Origin of the sequence: Pseudomonas simiae, assembly GCF_000934565.1 — a bacterium.
GTDB classification, from domain to species: domain Bacteria; phylum Pseudomonadota; class Gammaproteobacteria; order Pseudomonadales; family Pseudomonadaceae; genus Aquipseudomonas; species Aquipseudomonas simiae.
In genome coordinates this window covers 3,079,862-3,099,117 of sequence record NZ_CP010896.1, presented here as the reverse complement: position 1 = coordinate 3,099,117, position 19,256 = coordinate 3,079,862, and the positions used below count along the sequence as shown (strand labels likewise).

Below are 19,256 nucleotides of genomic sequence, written 5' to 3'. Positions count from 1 at the left end.
AATGTCCGGCGGTTCTGAACATAATGAAACGTTATTTAAGTTCGATTTCGAACCGTTGAAATAAAAAAGCCCCGCGTAAGCGGGGCTCTTTGTTAGTGCAGTGCGATCAGCCGCGAAGCCAGGAGTCTACAGTGGCAGCGCCGTACTGTTCTTTCCAGGCCTTGAGGCCACGGTGGTTGCCGCCTTTGGTTTCGATCAGCTCACCGGTGTGTGGGTTCTGGTAAACCTTGACCACGCGGGCGCGGCGCTGTTTTGGTGCGCTGACGGCAGCAGCGCTGGACTTGCCCGGGTTTGGATCAAGGATGGAAATGATGTCACGCAGGCTTTTGCCGTAGGTCTTCATCAGGCCCTGGAGCTTTTCTTCGAATTCGATTTCTTTCTTCAGGCCGGCGTCGTTTTTCAGGGACTCCAGCTGGGCAAGCTGCTCTTGAAGGGCTTTTTCGGCTGCGCGAAATTCGGCGAGTCTGGACAAAATAGGTACTCCAATAGTGTGTTTGGCTGATATCAACTGCAGACAAAGCTATAAGCCAAGCGCTTTAAGGCGACTCAAGAAAGAAGCCGTCTCGCGAGTTCTGCACAGGCTGAAAAAATTGTAGTAGTTAATGTGCTAAGAGTAAATCATGTCTTTTGGCTAAATAAAATTATTTCAGCGCAGGTAGTGCATGGCTATTCAATGGCTGACCAGTGATTGAATAAATTCGTCGCACGGCAATGGCTTTCCGAACAGGTAGCCCTGCAGGAAGTCCACGCCTTGGGCGGCCAGGTAATCGGACTGTTCAGGCGTTTCCACACCTTCTGCAACGATGCCCAAGTCGAGTTTGCCGGACAGTTCAATGATGCTGTCGAGAATATGCAGCGATAATGCATCCGCACCGATCATGGCGACAAAACTCTGGTCGATCTTCAAGTAGTCGACATTGAAGTTACGTAAATAGCCCAGGCTTGAGTGGCCGGTTCCAAAGTCATCAATAGCGATCATCACCCCCAGTTGATGCAGGGCGTCGAACAGGCGGCGGGTGATATCGGTGGGCACGATCAGCTCGCGCTCGGTCAACTCCAGCACCAGGGTGACCTGGCCAACGGGAAAGGCGGCGAGAAACTCTCGGCAGTCATCCACCAAGGCCAAATCCTGGCAGTGGCGTGCGGTGATGTTGACGCCGATATGAAACCCAGGGCTGAAACGCGACGCGTGGGGCGACAGTTGTGCCGCGGTCTGGCGCAACAGGGCACGGGTCATGGGGACTATCAGGCCAGAGTGCTCGGCCAGAGGAATAAACAGGTCGGGCCGCACCAGGCCTTCTTTGGGATGTTGCCAGCGCATCAGTACTTCACATCCCGCCCACTCGCGGGTATCCCCCCTTACCACTGGCTGGAAATACGGAATGAACTCATTGGCACCCAGCGCCCGTTGCAATTCTTGAGTCGGTGCCGAGGAGCGCTTTTGCAGCCAGTGGGCCAAAAAACCCGCCAGCACGCCAAAAAACACGACCAGGCTGAACATTGCCGGGTAACGGGCCTGCATGTAGCGCCATACTTCGCCCGCCGGCATGCCTGCGTTGACGCTGTAGTGATAGCGTTCGGACGCCAAGTGCTCGTTAGCCACGGCAAATACCGGCATCGCCGTGTCACGCACTTTGCCATCAGTCCCCAGCCAATTCGGGCCAACTTGCAGTACCAGATGGGCGTATAGGTTGATCAGGCGCAGGGCGTTGGTCAGGTGATAGCCGTCGATCGAAGCAAAAGCGGCCTTGTCACCGTCAACCAGCCGGTAGACCAGCAGCGCGGTGTCGGGGGTCACCGGGTTGCCATTCATCAGCCATAACTGGCCGGCCACATAGTCATCCGGGTTGACCGGTGACATGTAGTTGCTGCCGAACAATGAGCTGCAATAGATGTTTTTTTGCCAGGACAGGGTGGTCGCACGCACAAAGGGCCTGCGAGTGACCTGTTCGCGCAGCGCCAGCTGTGCGCCGCTATCACAGGGTTGCCCCGCCAATGGCAGCAAGGCCTGGGCGGCGAGGGCAGTGTTGTCGAGCATCAGGTCGAATTGGCGCACCGCCTCCTGCGCGGTCTGGGCCGAACTTTGTTGCAAGGTACGTTCGGCTTGCCAGTGCAGGATGATGACCCCGAGCGCAATCGGCAGCAGCGCACTCAGTGATGTGATCAGGTAACGACTGGCGCGTTTTCGCGGGCCGTTGATGGTCAGTGGCATGGGGTGAACGGCCTGTTGCAGGAATCAGATTCAGTCGATGATAGATGGCCCGACCGAAATAAGCTCGCGGTACCTAACCATTTGGCCAGTATGCGTCGCTACAACGCTAGACCTTGGGCAATTCGGATAAAAGCGAGCGTCGCCGGGGAAGACTGACGCCGGTCCAGTACGGCGAGGCCAACCTGGCGCGGCACACGCGGGGATAATACGCGCTGTACGTAGCGAGGATCATGGCCGGCCGGCAACGAGGCCTGCGCCACGACGCTTACCGCATCACCCCGGCTGACGGTTTCCAAGGTGCTCAGCAGTTGCGAGCAGCGATAACGCACATTCGGGGTCAGCCGCGCCTCGTTGAACAAGCGCACCACTAATTCAGTTGACCCAGCCTCGGTCAGCGCGAAAGGGTCGTTGCACAAGTCCTTGAGGCTCACGTGTTCGCGCCCAGCCAGCGTGTGACCGGCCGGCAGCAGCGCCACCATCTGGTCCTCGAACAGTGGGAAAGTGTCGAAGCGTTCCTGGTCCAGCACCACAAAGCCAATATCAACCCGGCGTTCATCGAGCCATTGGATGACTTGTCTGTCCGGCCCTTCATCCACGTGCACCTCAATGCCCGGATACGCCACGCGGAACCGGTTGAGAATCTTCGGCAGCAAGTAAGTCGAGGAGGTGGGGCCGAATGAGCCGATGCGCAGTGTCCCGCGTTTCATGCCCCGGGCGTCCGCGGCCTCCTGTTGCAAGGTGTTTGCCAGGCCTAGCATCGCCCGAGCGCGTCCCAGCAACTGCGCGCCGATATCGCTCAGCTCGACCTGGGCCTGGTGGCGCCTGAACAACGCCACCCCCAGTTCCTGTTCCAGGCCTTTGATCGCGTGGGACACTGCCGACTGGCTGATGCCGAGGCGATGGGCTGCGCTGGTAAAGCCTTGCAGCTCGGCCACGAGCGAGAAGATTTCAAGTTGAGTCAGGGTCATGAGTGATCACTCATTTTACGATGACTTTGTATTACCAGAACAATGCAGGCACCTTCAAGCCAGTAGAGCCCTATCCCGTGCATTCGAGCTCAGATCGCATCACTTATATGAAGTTGGCGGCTGTCACCATGATCTGGGGCGGCACCTTCGTGGCCGGTCGCTACCTGAGCGGCACGGTTGACCCTTTGCTGGCGGCCAGCCTGCGGTTCGCGCTGGCCAGCCTGGCCTTACTGGGATTCCTGGGCTTGGCACGCATCCCACTGGCCCGCCCAAGCCCCAGACAGTTACTGCAACTGGGGATGCTGGGTTTCTTCGGGATTTTTTTCTACAACCTGTGTTTCTTCTACGGATTGCAGTCCATCAACGCTTCGCGAGCCTCATTGATCGTGGCGTTGAACCCAGCGGTGATCGGCCTGGCGTCGCGTTGGCTGTTCAAGGAGCGCCTGGGTGCCAGCAACGTCGCTGGGATCCTGCTGTGTCTGACGGGTGCCGCCGTGGTCATTGTCAGTCGCAATCCCCACGTGCTGAATGAAGCAACCAGCAGCTGGCGTGGGGATTTACTCATCTTCGGGTGTGTCGTGGGGTGGGGCATCTATTCACTGTGTTCCCGTGGCTTGAACCAGAGCCTCGGGCCGCTGCAGACGGTCACCTGGTCGATACTGCTGGGAACCCTGATGCTCACCCTCACAACGCTGATCATGGGCCGCTTTACACTTGAAGCAATGGGTCGCCTGCAGACTGCGCAGGGGCTGAGCCTGGCGTACCTCGGCGTGCTTGGCTCGGCGCTGGCCTATATCGGCTATTACGATGGCATCCGCCGTATCGGCGCGACACGTTCCGGCGTATTTATAGCGCTTAACCCCCTCACCGCGGTGATCTGCGGCGCTTTGCTGCTGGATGAACCGTTGAGCCTGCCCATGCTGATCGGCGGGGCGGTGATCCTGCTGGGCATCTACCTCTGCAACAAACCCCTTGCACGCGCCAGGGCAATGGGGATTTGATAAGAGTACGGACAAATACGGTTACGCTGTGTAGAATCGATTTACGCATACAAGAATATGGACTTGCGCTCACGCAAGCCTAAGCCGTCAGAGACTGATGACCCCATGAAGCTACTCGGCTCCCCCCTCATCTTTGGTGACTTCCTCGCCCGCAGCGTGCGAGGCCTTTCCTGTGCGCCACCCTGCAACCTCATCCTTACTCGCCATTAATACTGTGTCTATTACAAGAATGATGAGGTGCCACCATGGCAGATCTATACGAAAACCCAATGGGCCTGATGGGCTTTGAATTCATCGAATTCGCGTCGCCGACGCCGGGCACCCTGGAGCCGATCTTCGAGATCATGGGCTTCACCAAAGTCGCGACCCACCGTTCCAAGAACGTGCACCTGTACCGCCAGGGCGAGATCAACCTGATCCTCAACAACGAGCCCAACAGCATCGCCTCCTACTTTGCGGCCGAACACGGCCCGTCGGTGTGCGGCATGGCGTTCCGCGTGAAGGACTCGCAAAAGGCCTACAACCGCGCCCTGGAACTCGGCGCCCAGCCGATCCATATTGACACCGGGCCGATGGAATTGAACCTGCCGGCGATCAAGGGCATCGGCGGCGCGCCGTTGTACCTGATCGACCGTTTCGGCGAAGGCAGCTCGATCTACGACATCGACTTCGTGTACCTCGAAGGTGTGGAGCGCAATCCGGTCGGTGCAGGTCTCAAAGTCATCGACCACCTGACCCACAACGTCTATCGCGGCCGCATGGTCTACTGGGCCAACTTCTACGAGAAATTGTTCAACTTCCGTGAAGCGCGTTACTTCGATATCAAGGGCGAGTACACCGGCCTGACTTCCAAGGCCATGAGTGCGCCGGACGGCATGATCCGCATCCCGCTGAACGAAGAGTCGTCCAAGGGCGCGGGGCAGATCGAAGAGTTCCTGATGCAGTTCAACGGCGAAGGCATCCAGCACGTGGCGTTCCTCACCGACGACCTGGTCAAGACCTGGGACGCGTTGAAGAAAATCGGCATGCGCTTCATGACCGCGCCGCCAGACACTTATTACGAAATGCTCGAAGGCCGCCTGCCTGACCACGGCGAGCCGGTGGATCAACTGCAGGCACGCGGTATCCTGCTGGACGGATCTTCCGTGGAAGGCGACAAACGCCTGCTGCTGCAGATCTTCTCGGAAACCCTGATGGGCCCGGTGTTCTTCGAATTCATCCAGCGCAAGGGCGACGATGGGTTTGGCGAGGGCAACTTCAAGGCGCTGTTCGAGTCCATCGAACGTGACCAGGTGCGTCGTGGTGTATTGACCGCCGACTAAGCGTCAAAAAGCCCGGCCGAGGGTGACCCCGGCCGGGCTTTTTATTGCCTGCGCATCAGGTTTTGCGTTGATGCACCAGGTGCTTGAAGCCTTCAAACACCAGCACCATTACCGCCAACCAGATCGGGATGTAGGTGAGCCACTCGCCACCCTTGATGCCTTCACCCAAGATCAGCGCCACGCCTAACAGCAGGACCGGCTCAACATAGCTAAGCAACCCGAACAGGCTGAACGCCAGCAACCGGCTGGCGATGATATAGCTCACCAGCGCCGAGGCGCTGATCAGGCCCAGCATCGGGATCAGCGCATACAGTTTCGGGTGAGCATCCATCACCGCAAAGCCTTGCTCGCCACTCTGCACAAACCACCACGCCACCGGCAGCATCAGCGCCATATCCAGCCAGAGCCCACCCAGATGGTCGGTCTTGAGGTACTTGCGCACGATGAAATACACCGGGTAGCCGATGATCACCACCAGCGTTGCCCAGGAAAACCCGCCGGCCTGATACAGCTCGTTGAGCACCCCGAGGGCCGCAAAAAACACGGCAATCCGTTGCAGGTAGGACAGTTGTTCGCCCCACACCAGGCGCCCGGTCAGCACCATGGTCAGCGGCAGCAGGAAGTACCCCACCGACACATCCAGGCTGCGCCCATTCAGCGGCGCCCACATGAATAGCCACAATTGCACGCCCAACAAGGCAGAGGACAGCAACACACCCGCAATCAAGCGTGGCTTGGCCGCCAACAGCTGCAGCAGCTCCCACACCCGCCGCCATTCGCCGCTGACGATCATGAACACCGTCATGCACGGCACGGTCAGCAACATGCGCCAGCCGAAAATCTCCAGGCCGCTCAAGGGCGTGAGCAATGATGTGAAGTAATACATCACGGCAAACAGCACCGAGGCCAAGACCGATAAAACAACTCCTTTAGACACTCTGTCCTCGCGAAAACCGTTGATACAAAAGATAAGGGGATTATGGAGCTTTTGGCGGGAGAGGGTTGCGCTGTTTTGGGGCGTTTTTCAGGAAATTTTATCGCCGCCTCTTGTAGGAGCGAGCTTGCTCGCGAAGAACGTCAACGATCACGCAGCGCTATCAGGTAGCCTGCGGCGTCCTTGGGTTCTTCGCGAGCAGGCTCGCTCCTACAGAGTGGAGGGGTTATGCGCGTGGTAAGCGACCGGAGACGAAGTGCCCCACATCATTGAACCCCGGCGTCGACGAATGCCCCGGCGTCACCAACGAATCGATAAACGCCTCATCTTCGGCGCTGATCTTCACCTCAAGCGCGCCAATATAGGCATCCCACTGCGCCTCCGTACGCGGCCCGACAATCGCCGAGCTGACCGCCGAGTTGTTCAACACCCAGGCAATCGCAAACTCCACGATCCCCACGCCACGTCCTTGGGTGTACTGCTGGATCTGCTGGGCGATGCGCAGCGATTCCACACGCCATTCGGTTTCCAGGATGCGTTTGTCCTGGCGCGCCGCGCGGCTGCCGGCCTCGGGGGTAACGTCGGGCGCGTATTTACCGCTAAGCACACCGCGAGCCAGCGGGCTATAGGGCACCACACCCAGGCCGTAGGCGGCTGCAGCGGTGATCTGCTCCACCTCGGCCTGGCGGTTGACGATGTTGTACAAAGGCTGGCTGATGACCGGCTTGTCGACGCCCAGGCGCTCGGCAACGCGAATCACCTCGGCAATGCGCCAACCGCGATAGTTGGACAGGCCCCAGTAGCGGATCTTGCCCTGGCGGATCAGGTCGCCAATCGCCGACACCGTCACTTCCAGGGGGGTGTTGTGGTCTTCACGGTGCAGGTAGTAGATGTCCAGGTAATCGGTGTCCAGGCGGGTCAGGCTGGCTTCCAGTGCGTTGAAAATGCGCTTGCGGCTCAAGCCGCTGCGGTTGGGCAAACCGTCCACCGGGCCGATGCCGACCTTGGAGGCCACCACCCAATCCTGGCGATTACGCACAATGGCTTCGCCGACGATTTCCTCGGAGCGCCCCCCGGTGTAGACGTCCGCCGTGTCGATGAAATTGATGCCCTGATCCCAGGCCTTGTCGATGATGCGCAGCGAGTCATCGGTGTTGGTCTGTTCGCCAAACATCATGGTGCCCAGGGTCAAGGCGCTGACCTTCAAACCGGACTGGCCCAATGTGCGGTAAATCATGGATAACTCCTCAAGGCGGGAAATGTACCCATGCAATACCAGACTCAGAGGCTCTGGGACAAGCCCTGCGCGGGTTTCTTCATGTGCTCAGCAGTGTCTGGCAGCGCTGCTGTAAAAAGCGATGCAGCACCTTCACCCGTTCCGACACCTGCAGGCGGTGAGGGCACATCAGGTTGAAAGGGGCAGGCTCTCCTTGCCAATCCTCTAACAGCGCGACCAGTCGGCCGGCGGCGATATCGCCGATCACGTCGAGCCTGGCCTTGTAGGCGATACCGTGCCCGCCAAGCGCCCAACGCCGGACGATTTCTCCGTCATTGCTGAGGAAATCCCCCGTCACTTCAACCTCCTGTAGCTGATCAGCCTGACGAAACCGCCAAGTCTTGCTCACTTGGCCCTGGCGCATGTACCGCAGCGCGCTATGTCGGGACAGTTCCATCGGTTCGCGCGGCGTCCCATGACGGGCCAGGTAGTCGGGGCTGGCGCATGCGACGCGGTGGTGATCAGGCGCGATCGGCAATGCAACCAGGCTGGAGTCCTGGGGCACTCCAAAGCGCAGGGCGATGTCGACGGTTTCGCGGAACAGGTCGGCGTTACTGTCGTTCAGCATCAATTGCAGGCGGATATTGGGGTGCTCGGTCTTGAACTCATCCAGCCAGCCCAGCACCACATTGCGCCCGAAATCCGACGGCGCGGCCAATTGAAGCAACCCACTCAACCCCTGGCTTTGTTGCTTGAGCGCTTGCTCACCTTCGGACAATGCCGACAGTGCCACGCGCACGCTGTCGAGGTAACGCCGGCCTTCCTCGGTCAGGCGCATGCTGCGCGTGGAGCGTGCCAGCAAGCGGATACCCAGGCGGGTTTCCAGGCGCTTGAGGGCGATGCTCGCCGCCGCCGGGGTCAAGCCCAGGCCACGGGCAGCGGCAGACAAGCTGCCGGTGTCCGCGGTTCGCACGAAGACTTCAAGGTCGAGGATCGAACTCATTTGTAAAAATCCTTTAAAGATCTTGTCCTTTTACCGGGATTTTTCGCGGATTGCCAAGCTGGGAAGATAAACGCTCACTTTCTCAATCAGGAATTTTCCCATGACCTCTTCCCTTAACGGCAAAACCGTCATCGTGATCGGCGGCAGCAGCGGAATCGGTGCAGCCGTGGCCCAGGCCGCCGCCGCACGAGGTGCGCAGGTGGTGCTGGCCGGGCGGCGCCTGGTGTCCGGCGTCGAAAACGGCCTGCGCAGCGAACCCGTTGACGTCACCGACGCGGCCTCGCTGCAACGCCTGTTCGAAGCGGTGGGGCGTTTTGATCACTTGGTCTACACCTCGGGGCCGAGTGTGCGGGCCAAAACCTTGGGCGAAACCGACCTGATCGAAGCCCAGGAAAACTTCAATGTAAAACTCTGGGGCTCACTGCGGGCGATCCAACAGGCGCTGCCTTTTTTGAACGAGCACGGCAGCATCAGCCTCACGTCCGGGCAATTGGGGCGTAAATCGGTTGCAGGGCAATTCATCAAGACCGGCATCAACGCCGCGACCGAAGCATTGGTCAAGCAGTTGGCCAAGGAGCTGGCTCCGCGCCGGGTCAATGCGATCAGCCCAGGGGTGATTGATACACCGGCCTATGCGGGGCTCTCCGAAGATCAGCGCTTGGCGATGTTCGCCAAGGCCGGTGGCGCGCTGCCGGTGGGGCGAGTGGGGCAGGCGGAGGAGGTCGCGGCGGGGTATGTGCTGGCGATGGAAAATGGTTTTATGACCGGCGCCGTGATCGATATCGACGGCGGCGGTCTGCTCTGACGTGCGTGAGAGCCGGCAAGCCGGCTCTCACAGGCTTATGCCTTCAGGGTACGCGTCATCCGCAACGCCAACACGCTGCCGGCCACGATCACCGCCGCCAGCAGGTACAGCGCCATATCCGTTGACCCGGTGGCATCCTTCACGAACCCGACGATATACGGGCTGAGGAAGCCGGCCATCTGGCCCATGGAGTTGATCAACGCCAGGCCGCCTGCCGCCGCGCCTGCACTGAGCATGGCGGTAGGCACCGGCCAGAACATCGGCAGACCGGTGAGGGCGCCCATGGTGGCAATGGTCAGGCCGAGGATTGCGATGGCCGGGGTGGTGGCGAAGTTCACCGCGATCACCAGGCCGATAGCCCCCATCAGCATCGGCACCACCAAGTGCCAGCGACGCTCCTTGCGCAAGTCGGCGGAGCGACCCACCAGCAACATGAACACGGCTGCCAGCAAGTACGGGATCGCACTCAGCCAGCCGATCACCAGGTTATCGCTGAACCCCAGGTTCTTGATGATCGACGGCAACCAGAAGTTGATGGCATACACGCCGCTCTGGATGCAGAAGTAGATCAGGCCGAATGCCCAGATGGCCGGGTTCTTGAACACTTCGGCCAGGGAGTCCGTGGTTGTCTTGGGCTTGTTGGCCAAATCAGTCGCCTGGTCGGCCTCCAGCACGGCGCGTTCGTGGGGCTTAAGCCACTTGGCGTTGGCGAAGCTGTCGCTGAGCAGGAAGTAGGCGAGGGCGCCCAGCACGACGGTGGGGATGCCTTGCAGCAGGAACATCCACTGCCAGCCCGCGAGACCACCTTGGCCGGCGGCAAAATGGTTGAGGATCCAGCCGGAGAACGGGCTGCCAAGCAAACCCGAGACCGGGATCGCCGACATGAACAGCGCCATGATCCGCCCACGGCGGAAGGTCGGGAACCATTGCGAGAGGTACAGCACCACGCCGGGGAAGAAGCCCGCTTCCGCGGCACCGGTAAACAGACGCAAGGTGTAGAAGTGCGTCGGGGTGGTGACGAACAGCAGGCAGGTGGAGAGTGTGCCCCAGACGATCATCATCAACGCAATCCAGCGCCGTGGACCGAATTTGGTCAACGCCAGGTTGCTCGGTACGCCGCATAGCACGTAGCCGATGAAGAAGATCCCGGCGCCGAGGCCGTACACGGTTTCGCTGAATTTCAACGCATCGAGCATCTGCAATTTGGCAAAGCCAACGTTTACCCGGTCAAGGTAGTTGAACAGATAGCAGATGAAAATGAAGGGGATCAGGCGCAGGGTGATGCGCTTGTAGATGGCGTTTTTATCGTCATCGGTGGCCAGTGGGGTCGTGGCGCTCTGTGACATGGCAGTCTCTCTTTATTATGATTTTTCGCGATGCGAGGGTAACGTTGATCGCCCACTGAGTCTCGGCCACCTGGCAGGCCGCTGTCTTTGTGCTTGCGCACAGCGAACCCTGCTTTGCGCTGTGCCTGTGAACAACCCCGCTTCTAAGGAATTAGCCCCATGTTTGAGCTGGATCATGACCTGGCGCAGGATATTGTCGATCGAACCATGGCGATCCTGCCCTACAACGTCAATGTCATGGACAGCCAAGGCCTGATTCTCGGCAGCGGCGAACCCGAGCGCATCAACACCCGCCATGAAGGCGCCCAACTCGTGCTCGCCAATGGCCGCGTGGTGGAAATCGACGGCCAGACCGCCAAGCACCTCAAGGGCGTGCAGCCAGGCATCAACCTGCCGTTGTTGCATGATGGGCGCCTGATCGGTGTTCTCGGCATCACCGGCGAACCGGAAGGCCTGCGCACCTACGCCGAACTGGTACGCATGACTGCCGAAATGCTGGTCAGCCACCGCCACCAACAGGCCGAGCAACAATGGCGGCGCCAGCGTTGTGATGATCTGCTGGCCCTGCTGCTGGCGGAAACCGGCGACTCGCCGCGCCTGGTGGACGAGGCCCAGCAGCTGGGGCTCAAGCCGCAGCTGCCGCGCACGCCATACTTGTTCGAACTGGGCGCAGGTCAATCGGCGGAAGCCCTGAGTACCTGGCTGACCTCGCGTTATCCGGACAGCTGGTGTGTCAGCTCGGCGCAATTCTCACTGCTGTGGTGCCGGCCGGCGGCAGTGCAGGTCGACAACCCGCGCTTGCTGGAAAAGCTCGATGCCCTCGGCTGGAACGTCCTGCGCGTGGCCGTTGGCGGGCAGGCGGACGGGCTGGCGGGGTTGCGTCGCTGCTATCGACGCGTCGGGGATCTGCTGGCCTATGGTCGCGATGTGCTACCGCAGTCGCGCCTGCTGACCCTTAACCGCTATCGCCTGCCGGTGATGCTCTGGCGCCATCGCAACGACGATGCGCTCGACGAGCTGCTCAACCCTCTGCGCAAAGTGCTCGCCAAGGACAGCAACGGCCAACTGCTGGCCACGTTGCGCAGTTGGTGCGAACACGACGGGCAAAGCCAGGCGTGTGCCGATGCGCTGGGTATTCACCGCAACAGCCTGCGTTACCGTATGGAGCGCATTGCCGAACTCAGTGGCGTCGACCCATTGACCCTGGACGGCATGCTTGCTCTCTACCTGGGTGTACAGCTGTTGCCCCAGGCTTTGTCGGAATGAACAACAAAGCGCCGCCGTACTTGTGCATCGGACCGGCGTCAGTAGCCCTGCCAACTGGCAGCATGGGCGTTATAAAAACCGGAGAAAGCCCATGAAAATCATCATCGCCCCCGACTCGTTCAAGGACAGCCTGAGTGCCGAAGGCGTCGCCCAGGCCATCGCGGCCGGGTTGTCCGAAGTCTGGCCGCAAGCACAGTTGATCCAGTGCCCGATGGCGGATGGGGGTGAAGGCACGGTGGACGCGGTGCTGGCCGCCTGCAAGGGTGAGCTGCGGCGTCAGCAGGTGAGAGGTCCGTTGGGTGGCACGGTTGAGGCGCGCTGGGGCTGGTTGGCCGACAGCCACACCGCCATCATCGAAATGGCCGAAGCCAGCGGCCTGCAACTGGTACCGCCGGGCCAGCGCGATGCGTGCACCAGCACCACCTACGGCACCGGCGAACTGATCCGCGCGGCCTTGGACCTCGGCGCCGAGCGCATCATCCTGGCCATCGGCGGCAGCGCTACCAATGACGCTGGCGCGGGCGCAATGCAGGCCCTGGGCGCGCAGCTGTTCGACGCGGAGGCGCAAACCCTGCCACCGGGTGGCCTGGCCTTGTCACGTCTGGCGCATATCAGCCTTGAAAACCTCGACCCACGCCTGGCACAGGTGCGCTTTGAAATCGCCGCCGACGTGAACAATCCCCTGTGCGGCCCCCACGGGGCCTCCGCTATTTTTGGCCCGCAAAAAGGCGCCAGCCCCGTGCATGTCCAACAGTTGGATGCGGCCCTCGGTCACTTCGCCGATCACTGTGCCAGGGTGCTGCCCAAGGATGTGCGCGACGAACCCGGCAGCGGTGCGGCCGGTGGCTTGGGTTTCGCTGCCAAGGCCTTTCTGGGCGCGCAGTTCCGTGCGGGTGTGGAAGTGGTGGCCGAGCTGGTAGGTCTGGAGGACGCCGTACGGGGTGCCGACCTCGTCATTACGGGCGAAGGGCGTTTCGATGCCCAGACCCTGCGCGGCAAAACCCCCTTTGGTGTGGCCCGTATCGCCGGCCAGCACAACGTGCCGGTCATTGTGATTGCCGGCACGCTGGGCGAGGGTTATGAACAGATGTATGCCCATGGTGTAGCGGCTGCTTTTGCCTTGCCTGCGGGGCCGATGAGCCTGGAACAAGCGTGCAGCGAGGCGCCGCGCCTGCTTCGTGAGCGGGCCTCGGATATAGCGCGGGTGTGGCGATTGGCATCGTCCAAGGGCTAGTGAGTGACCCCGATTGCGAGGTGGTCGATCCACTGTTTCTGAAACGCCAGCAACGCGGCCTTGGGCTGCTGCAGCTCGACCAGTGCGAGCATCGGATCGTCCACCGCGGTGCGCACACCCGACAACTCTTCCAGCGTCGCCAACCCGCAAAACGGTACATAGGCTTCGCTGTAGCCGCCTTCGTGCACCAGCACCAGACGGCCCTGGCACAGGCGTTCGGCAGCCTGGCGCACGCAGCGAGTCATCAGACGGAAGGATTCGCTGTGCAGCAACATGCGCGCGAGCGGGTCGACGGCGTTGGCGTCATAGCCGCAGGCGACAATGATCAGCTCCGGCTGGAAACGCTCCAATGCCGGCACCACGATCCGATTCATCGCATGCAGGTAGGCGTCGTGACCACTTCCCGGTGGCAAGGGGATATTGATGTTCGCCCCCAGCCCTGCGCCACGGCCACGTTCCTGCTCGCCGCTGTAACCGGGGGGATAACAGCCGTCCTGATGCAGCGAAATCGTCAGCACATCCGCGCGCGCCTCGAAGATCGATTGTGTGCCGTTGCCATGGTGCACATCCCAGTCGATCACCGCGACCTTGCCCAGCCCATTGCGCACCTTGGCGGCTTCGATCGCGATGGCGATGTTGGCCAGGAAGCAGAACCCCATGGCGCTGTCCGCCAGGCAGTGATGCCCCGGCGGTCGTGACAATGAGTAGGCGTTATCTGCCAGGCCCTTGAGCACGGCGTCGACGGCGGCCATCGTCAGGCCGGCGGAAAGCCGGGCGATTTCGTAGCTGCCCGGGCCTATCGGCGCCTGTAATCCCAGGTCGCCGCCACCGGCATCGCTCAACGCCTTGAAACGCTGCAGGTATTCATGGCCGTGGACGCGCAGCAAATCGGCTTCGCTCGCTGGCGCAGCGCTGTGCATGTGCAGGTGATGGCCCAACCCGGAGACATCCAGCAGGCTTTTCATGCGCCGCTTGGTTTCGGGGGATTCGGCATGCCCGCTGCCGGCAGGTGGCTGTACCCAGCCGCCGACGGGCAAGGTCAATGCATGGGAGCTGGCGCTGTGCCAAAGGCTCATTTCATCAAAGAAAAACGCGGTGGTTCGGTTCATACAGGCTCCATTTCAACGACAGGCCCGGGACGGCTGGCAAGGATCATTGCCAACGACAGCAGCGTGATCACGGCGCCGCCCATCAACAGCACGGCAAAGCCGCCGCTGGCCTCGATGAGCCGACCCGCTATCGCCGGGCCGATGGCCAAGCCGCCGCCGATCATCAGGTTCGACGCGTTCATCAGCTTGCCGCTGTGATCGAGGTCGGCCAGGCAAGCAAGGATCAGCGGCAAGATGAAGGTCCAGGCGAACTTGAACAGCAGCGCCGCCAGGGCAAAGCGCACCAGGGTGGGTTGGCCCAGCAGGAGCAGCACCGCTGCCGCCATTAACGCGTAGCCCGCCAGCAGTAACTGCTGACGCGGCAGACGGGAGCCGATCAGTGACGTGCACGCGGCGCCGGCGATTCCCATGACCGTCGCAATGGCCAATATCTCGCCGCTGTGCTGTGGGGAAATCCCGGCAGTGGCGCCCAGGGCGCCGATAAACGTCCAGACTCCGCCAAGGCTGATGTAAAAGGCCAGGACCGCACCGACACCCAGTAGGGCTTTGCGTCGTGTGCCAGCAGCGGCCGTCCCGATTGCTTGTGGCGCTGCATGGGCACAAGGAAAGCCGCGTGCCAGCGGCAGCAACAGCGCCATCAACCCTGCCAGGATCAGGTAGCAACTCTGCAGTCCATAACGTTCGAATAAACCCGGTAGTACCGCCAGGCCGACGGCGCCGACGACCAGCTGCCCGACCACCCATAACCCGTAGACACGGCTGGGGTTGGCGGTGGTGGCTGCGCTCGCCAGGCAGATGATCATCAACGAACCGCCCGCCAAGGCACTGACCAAGCGCAGGACCAGCAACTGGGTATAGGTGTCGGCAAGCGTCGACATCAGGTTGGCCGCAATGAACAGCACGGCTGCGGCCAAGGCTGCCACTCGCCAGTTCACGCACCGCAGCCACCAGAAGGCGGGCAGGGTCGCCAGGCTCATCGCGCCCAGTTCGACGGAAAACAAGTCGCCGATCTGTGCCGGGCTCAATTGCCATTGGGCGGCCAACTGCGCCGCCACGGCAGGCGCAGTCATCAAAATGGTCGGGGTGATCGCGGCAAACAGCACGATGGCCGCCAGCCGCTGCCAGGGTGTAGGGGACGAGTTGTGCATGATCAAGCTCCAGTACAGAGGTCAGAACACATGGACCAGGCGCAACAACGCGTCGGTTCCTGCATAACCGTTGGCGGTGGCGACGTTTTGCGAGAGGCTGAACATCACTTGGTTCTGCTTATCGAGCCAATGCCCGACCTCGAACCCGACCTGGGTGTAGCGCTTGCGGGTGTCGTCGATCGACCGATTGTCGATGCGCAGTGCGCCACCCGTGGCCTGGATCAGGCGCAGGGCACCGTAGGTGACGGGCGTGAAATCGTAGGAGGCGAAGGCTTGCAGGCGGTACAACGGGTCTTGCTTGAGCTCGCTGCCCAGGTAGTCGTCATTCTTGCCGTACAGCTGGGCTTCGAGATTGGCTTCCAGTACCCACTTCTCACCGATGCCACGGGTGTAGTTGTAGACAAAGGTTGCGCCCCAGCGATTGGCGCCGGGGGACACATCCGGCTGCGTGCGGTGGTATTCGCCCAGCGGCAGCGTGATCAGGGTTAACAGGCCGCTGTAGGTGCGTGACGTCGGATCGTTGATGAAAAACAGCGTGCCACCCAACTGCGGGTCACCGAACCCGCTTTCATCGGTGCGCCGGCTGGCCCCTGGCAGCCGAGCATCGATATCGGCGAACGGCAGGATAAATTGCGGGGTGCAGAGGGTGCCGCACGCGTCAGTGAAATAGACCTGGCGGTAGGCGATGGCATTGACCTTGAGGTCGGCCTTGCCAGTGCTGTCGGCCAGGCCACGGAAGTCTTGGGCGCGAGTGCCAGGCAGGTACAACACGCCAAGGCTGGTGCCGGATGGTGCGCTGAAAAAATCGCGCGCGTTAAGATCGGCTGCTTGACTGTCCAGGCACAGCAGCGTGCCCCCCAGCAGCAGCGGTAGATGACGCAGATGGGTGTGAGTCATGGCAAGGCATCTCGTGTGATGGCGGCGTGCAGCGATCGGCTGAAAACGGGCAACAGTCGCCCGTGACCGTCAAAGCGACGGTGTGAGAACCCGTAGGAAAAGTGCTGCGGATCAGTCGGGCGGGGCGTGCATCAAGTGTGCGATGTGCGCTTTGTCCTTGACCCCGAGCTTGCTGTAGATAGCGCGGATGTGATGGCGCACCGTATTGGGCGACAAGCCCAGGTCGCGGGCGACTTCCTTGTACGTCTTGCCCTCGCCAAAGCCTTGGGCAACGTCGTTTTCCCGTGGGCTGAGCTGGGGCAGCACCCGGTGGCCCCGTGCGGCCAGCAGCAATTGATCGCCCACCCCCCAGACCTGGAGATGGATGTGCTTGCCTTCATACCCGCGTTCATCCACCGGCACGGGTAGCGTCGGGCCACTCCAGCCTGGCCATTCACTGAGCAACAAATCGACGAAACCGCGCTCGGCGCACTGCAACACCCCCCGCGCGTCGCAGACCGCCAGCGCCAGGTTTCGCGGGTTGCTAAGGGTTTCACGCATGGCCACCAGCGTACGGATCTGGTTCGCTGACACGGCCGCCACCAGATGCAGCATCAGATTATCGAGCAGAAGGCAATCTTGCGCGGTAAACCCCGGGGCCCCGGGCTTGCGGTACAGGGTCAAGTGATCACTGAGGCAGGTGTGTGGGGCGATATGGATCACGCACAACAACTGGCCGATCCCGTAGCGTTCTCCCAGCCAATTCAAGCCTGCACCGCTGCCGGGGTCGCGCATGTCAATGATCACAGCCTGACCGGGCGTAGCATGGGAGCGGCCGAAGGTCACATCCAGATGGCGGATCGACTGCCAGTCGGTCAGGTAACCCGGTGGCAACTGATACAGGCAGCTGCTGTGTTCTTCCGGCAGATTATCGATCACCGCAGAGCGCCCCCACCAGGCGCAGTCGAAAGGCAGTAACTGGCTGATCCGCGCCAGGGCTTGTGGCTGGAAATGCTCGATCTCCTGGTGCTGGGCCAGTCGCTGCAGATCCAGGACCAGCGTGCTGAAGGCCTGCAACAGACCTGTGGGTTCAAGACGGCTCATGAGCGTTCCTCTGTGGGGCTTTCTTATTGTTCTGGTCACAGGGTTAGAGGCCGGTAGCAGGGCCCGGCCCAAGTATCGTTGCAGGAAAGGATGGCCGCTATCGTTCAGATGCAGGATGCGGCCGATTGATATGTGGGACGTTTCCGTGGTCGTCAGCGCAGCGCTTTTCCCCCTAAACTGCTCGGCCACGTGTCTTTCAAAGGATGAAACACAATGCACACACCTGAACCTCATATCGTGATCCAGCGCTTCACCGAGGCCCACCTTGAGGGCGTCGCCGCGCTCTATAACGAACCGGCCGTGTGCCGTCAGGTGCTGCAAATGCCTTTCCAGTCGGTCGAGGCGTGGCGTAACAAGCTGGTACAGGACAACGAACGGCGGCTGCAGCTGGTGGCCGTGCACGGTGGTGAAGTGATCGGCCAGCTTGGCTTGGAACAATACCTGCGGGTACGCCGAGCCCATGTCGGTTCATTCGGCATGGGCGTGGCGACGGCGTGGCAGGGCAAAGGGGTCGGCTCGCGCCTGCTGACGGCCGCGTTGGACGTGGCCGACAACTGGATGAACCTGCGCCGAGTGGAACTCACGGTGTACGCCGACAACGACGCGGCCCAGGCGCTGTACCGCAAATTCGGCTTTGAGGTCGAAGGCGTGTTGCGCGATTACGCCCTGCGTGATGGCCAATTTGTCGACACCGTGAGCATGGCGCGCCTGCGCACCTCGGTTTAATCCAGGGCAAACGCCACCGCAGCCTGCGCATGCAGCTCGGTGGTGTCCAGCAGCGGCAGGTCGCTGTGCTCGGGCTTGATCAACAGGCTGATTTCCGTGCAACCGAGGATGATCGCCTGGGCGCCGCGTGCGGCCAGGGACTCGATGACACCTTGGTAAACCTGGCGTGACGCATCGCTGATCACGCCGACACACAACTCTTCATAGATGATCCGGTGCACGGCCTGTCGCTCATCCGCCTCGGGCACCAGCACGGTCAGGCCCTGGGCCGTCAGCCGTGATTTGAGAAAGTCCTGCTCCATGGTAAACGCGGTGCCAAGCAGGCCGACGGTCAGCGTGCCGGCCTTCACGGCCGCCGCACCCGCCGCATCAGCGATGTGCAGGAAGGGGATCGACACCGCTGCTTCAATGCGCGGCGCGACCAAATGCATGGTGTTGGTACACAGCACCACACACTCGGCCCCGCCAGCTTGCAGGCGGCGCGCGGCATCTTCGAGGATCAGTGCAGTGTCATCCCAGCGGCCGGCGTGCTGAGCCTGTTCCACCGGGCCGAAATCCACGCTGTACATCAACAGTTGCGCCGAGCGCAGCGGGCCGAGCTGGTCGCGCACGCGCTGGTTGATGATGCGGTAATACTCGGCGCTGGACTCCCAGCTCATGCCGCCGATAAGGCCGATGGTGCGCATGCGATGTTCCTCACTCGGAAAGTCGCCTCACCTTACCCATCGGCCGGCAATTAGTCATACGCAGTTGGTCGCGAAATGACCGGTGCAGTTTTACATGTCCAGGTTAACCCAGCCCGGCTTGGCTTCCTCCGGCGCCACCGCGTTGATGGGCTTGCCGGTCGCCAGCTCCACGCGCCGCGCCACCTCAGGATCATCGGCAAAGGGCATCAAGCTGGCATCTTCCAGGCTCTTCTGCGACTGACCGCGCAAGCAGTACTCCACCGCGCCATACAGGCACACCACCATCAGCAGGCCCCACAT

Annotated in this window: 19 protein-coding genes; 6 read left to right on the top strand and 13 right to left on the bottom strand. The window is 61.3% G+C overall.

Annotated elements, in window-relative coordinates:
• Nucleotides 1–106: 106 nt before the first annotated feature.
• The 3 genes from PF1751_RS13795 to PF1751_RS13785 form a co-directional block, all read right to left on the bottom strand.
• On the bottom strand, nucleotides 107–472 hold the full coding sequence (locus PF1751_RS13795; protein ID WP_021493114.1) for a histone-like nucleoid-structuring protein, MvaT/MvaU family: 366 nt from the start codon (nucleotides 470–472) through the stop codon (nucleotides 107–109).
• 198 nt (nucleotides 473–670) lie between these two features.
• Nucleotides 671–2,212 (bottom strand): EAL domain-containing protein, encoded by a 1,542-nt coding sequence (locus PF1751_RS13790; protein ID WP_044287222.1) that lies wholly within the window; start codon nucleotides 2,210–2,212, stop codon nucleotides 671–673.
• A gap of 98 nt (nucleotides 2,213–2,310) precedes the next feature.
• Nucleotides 2,311–3,180 (bottom strand): LysR family transcriptional regulator, encoded by an 870-nt coding sequence (locus tag PF1751_RS13785; RefSeq protein WP_010210369.1) that lies wholly within the window; start codon nucleotides 3,178–3,180, stop codon nucleotides 2,311–2,313.
• A 77-nt stretch (nucleotides 3,181–3,257) separates the two neighbouring features.
• Here PF1751_RS13785 and PF1751_RS13780 point away from each other — a divergent pair, with 77 nt between their 5' ends.
• Nucleotides 3,258–4,181 carry a DMT family transporter gene (locus tag PF1751_RS13780; protein WP_031291342.1) on the top strand — a complete coding sequence of 308 codons (924 nt, stop codon included), beginning with the start codon at nucleotides 3,258–3,260 and terminating at the stop codon, nucleotides 4,179–4,181.
• A 245-nt stretch (nucleotides 4,182–4,426) separates the two neighbouring features.
• Nucleotides 4,427–5,503, top strand: a complete 1,077-nt coding sequence (hppD, locus tag PF1751_RS13775) for a 4-hydroxyphenylpyruvate dioxygenase (protein ID WP_021493116.1) — start codon at nucleotides 4,427–4,429, stop codon at nucleotides 5,501–5,503.
• Nucleotides 5,504–5,558: 55 nt separating this feature from the next.
• Here the strand turns inward: hppD and rarD are convergent, their stop codons facing one another.
• From rarD to PF1751_RS13760, 3 genes are all read right to left on the bottom strand, one after another.
• Complete coding sequence (gene rarD, locus PF1751_RS13770; protein ID WP_021493117.1) at nucleotides 5,559–6,440, bottom strand: EamA family transporter RarD; 882 nt, start codon at nucleotides 6,438–6,440, stop codon at nucleotides 5,559–5,561.
• Nucleotides 6,441–6,663: 223 nt separating this feature from the next.
• Complete coding sequence (locus tag PF1751_RS13765) at nucleotides 6,664–7,674, bottom strand: aldo/keto reductase (protein ID WP_044287221.1); 1,011 nt, start codon at nucleotides 7,672–7,674, stop codon at nucleotides 6,664–6,666.
• 79 nt (nucleotides 7,675–7,753) lie between these two features.
• A complete protein-coding gene (locus PF1751_RS13760; protein WP_044287220.1) occupies nucleotides 7,754–8,656 on the bottom strand; it encodes a LysR family transcriptional regulator in 903 nt (300 codons plus the stop codon).
• A gap of 100 nt (nucleotides 8,657–8,756) precedes the next feature.
• On the opposite strand from PF1751_RS13760, the gene PF1751_RS13755 reads away from it, so the two are divergent.
• On the top strand, nucleotides 8,757–9,461 hold the full coding sequence (locus tag PF1751_RS13755; protein WP_044287219.1) for an SDR family oxidoreductase: 705 nt from the start codon (nucleotides 8,757–8,759) through the stop codon (nucleotides 9,459–9,461).
• A gap of 35 nt (nucleotides 9,462–9,496) precedes the next feature.
• Here the strand turns inward: PF1751_RS13755 and PF1751_RS13750 are convergent, their stop codons facing one another.
• Nucleotides 9,497–10,807 carry an MFS transporter gene (locus PF1751_RS13750; protein WP_010210380.1) on the bottom strand — a complete coding sequence of 437 codons (1,311 nt, stop codon included), beginning with the start codon at nucleotides 10,805–10,807 and terminating at the stop codon, nucleotides 9,497–9,499.
• Between the two features lie 159 nt (nucleotides 10,808–10,966).
• Between PF1751_RS13750 and PF1751_RS13745 the strand changes: the two genes are divergently transcribed.
• Both PF1751_RS13745 and PF1751_RS13740 read left to right on the top strand, forming a co-directional pair.
• Nucleotides 10,967–12,073, top strand: coding sequence for a sugar diacid recognition domain-containing protein (locus PF1751_RS13745; RefSeq protein WP_010210381.1), 1,107 nt, complete (start codon nucleotides 10,967–10,969; stop codon nucleotides 12,071–12,073).
• Between the two features lie 91 nt (nucleotides 12,074–12,164).
• Nucleotides 12,165–13,307 carry a glycerate kinase gene (locus tag PF1751_RS13740; protein ID WP_010210382.1) on the top strand — a complete coding sequence of 381 codons (1,143 nt, stop codon included), beginning with the start codon at nucleotides 12,165–12,167 and terminating at the stop codon, nucleotides 13,305–13,307.
• On the opposite strand, the gene PF1751_RS13735 is transcribed toward PF1751_RS13740, so the two are convergent.
• From PF1751_RS13735 to PF1751_RS13720, 4 genes are all read right to left on the bottom strand, one after another.
• On the bottom strand, nucleotides 13,304–14,416 hold the full coding sequence (locus tag PF1751_RS13735; protein WP_010210383.1) for a class II histone deacetylase: 1,113 nt from the start codon (nucleotides 14,414–14,416) through the stop codon (nucleotides 13,304–13,306). The two genes, PF1751_RS13740 and PF1751_RS13735, sit on opposite strands and share 4 nt — an antisense overlap.
• Complete coding sequence (locus tag PF1751_RS13730; RefSeq protein ID WP_010210384.1) at nucleotides 14,413–15,564, bottom strand: MFS transporter; 1,152 nt, start codon at nucleotides 15,562–15,564, stop codon at nucleotides 14,413–14,415. The genes PF1751_RS13735 and PF1751_RS13730 overlap by 4 nt, the downstream gene beginning before the upstream one ends.
• A 21-nt stretch (nucleotides 15,565–15,585) precedes the next feature.
• Nucleotides 15,586–16,461, bottom strand: a complete 876-nt coding sequence (locus PF1751_RS13725; RefSeq protein ID WP_044287218.1) for a transporter — start codon at nucleotides 16,459–16,461, stop codon at nucleotides 15,586–15,588.
• A gap of 111 nt (nucleotides 16,462–16,572) precedes the next feature.
• Nucleotides 16,573–17,544: a helix-turn-helix transcriptional regulator gene (locus tag PF1751_RS13720; RefSeq protein ID WP_021493122.1), complete on the bottom strand. Its 972-nt coding sequence runs from the start codon at nucleotides 17,542–17,544 to the stop codon at nucleotides 16,573–16,575.
• Between the two features lie 213 nt (nucleotides 17,545–17,757).
• On the opposite strand from PF1751_RS13720, the gene PF1751_RS13715 reads away from it, so the two are divergent.
• Nucleotides 17,758–18,270, top strand: coding sequence for a GNAT family N-acetyltransferase (locus PF1751_RS13715; RefSeq protein WP_010210387.1), 513 nt, complete (start codon nucleotides 17,758–17,760; stop codon nucleotides 18,268–18,270).
• Here PF1751_RS13715 and PF1751_RS13710 read toward each other — a convergent pair.
• On the bottom strand, nucleotides 18,267–18,956 hold the full coding sequence (locus PF1751_RS13710; RefSeq protein WP_010210388.1) for an aspartate/glutamate racemase family protein: 690 nt from the start codon (nucleotides 18,954–18,956) through the stop codon (nucleotides 18,267–18,269). The two genes, PF1751_RS13715 and PF1751_RS13710, sit on opposite strands and share 4 nt — an antisense overlap.
• 90 nt (nucleotides 18,957–19,046) lie before the next feature.
• A complete protein-coding gene (locus PF1751_RS13705) occupies nucleotides 19,047–19,256 on the bottom strand; it encodes a cbb3-type cytochrome c oxidase subunit 3 (protein WP_044287217.1) in 210 nt (69 codons plus the stop codon).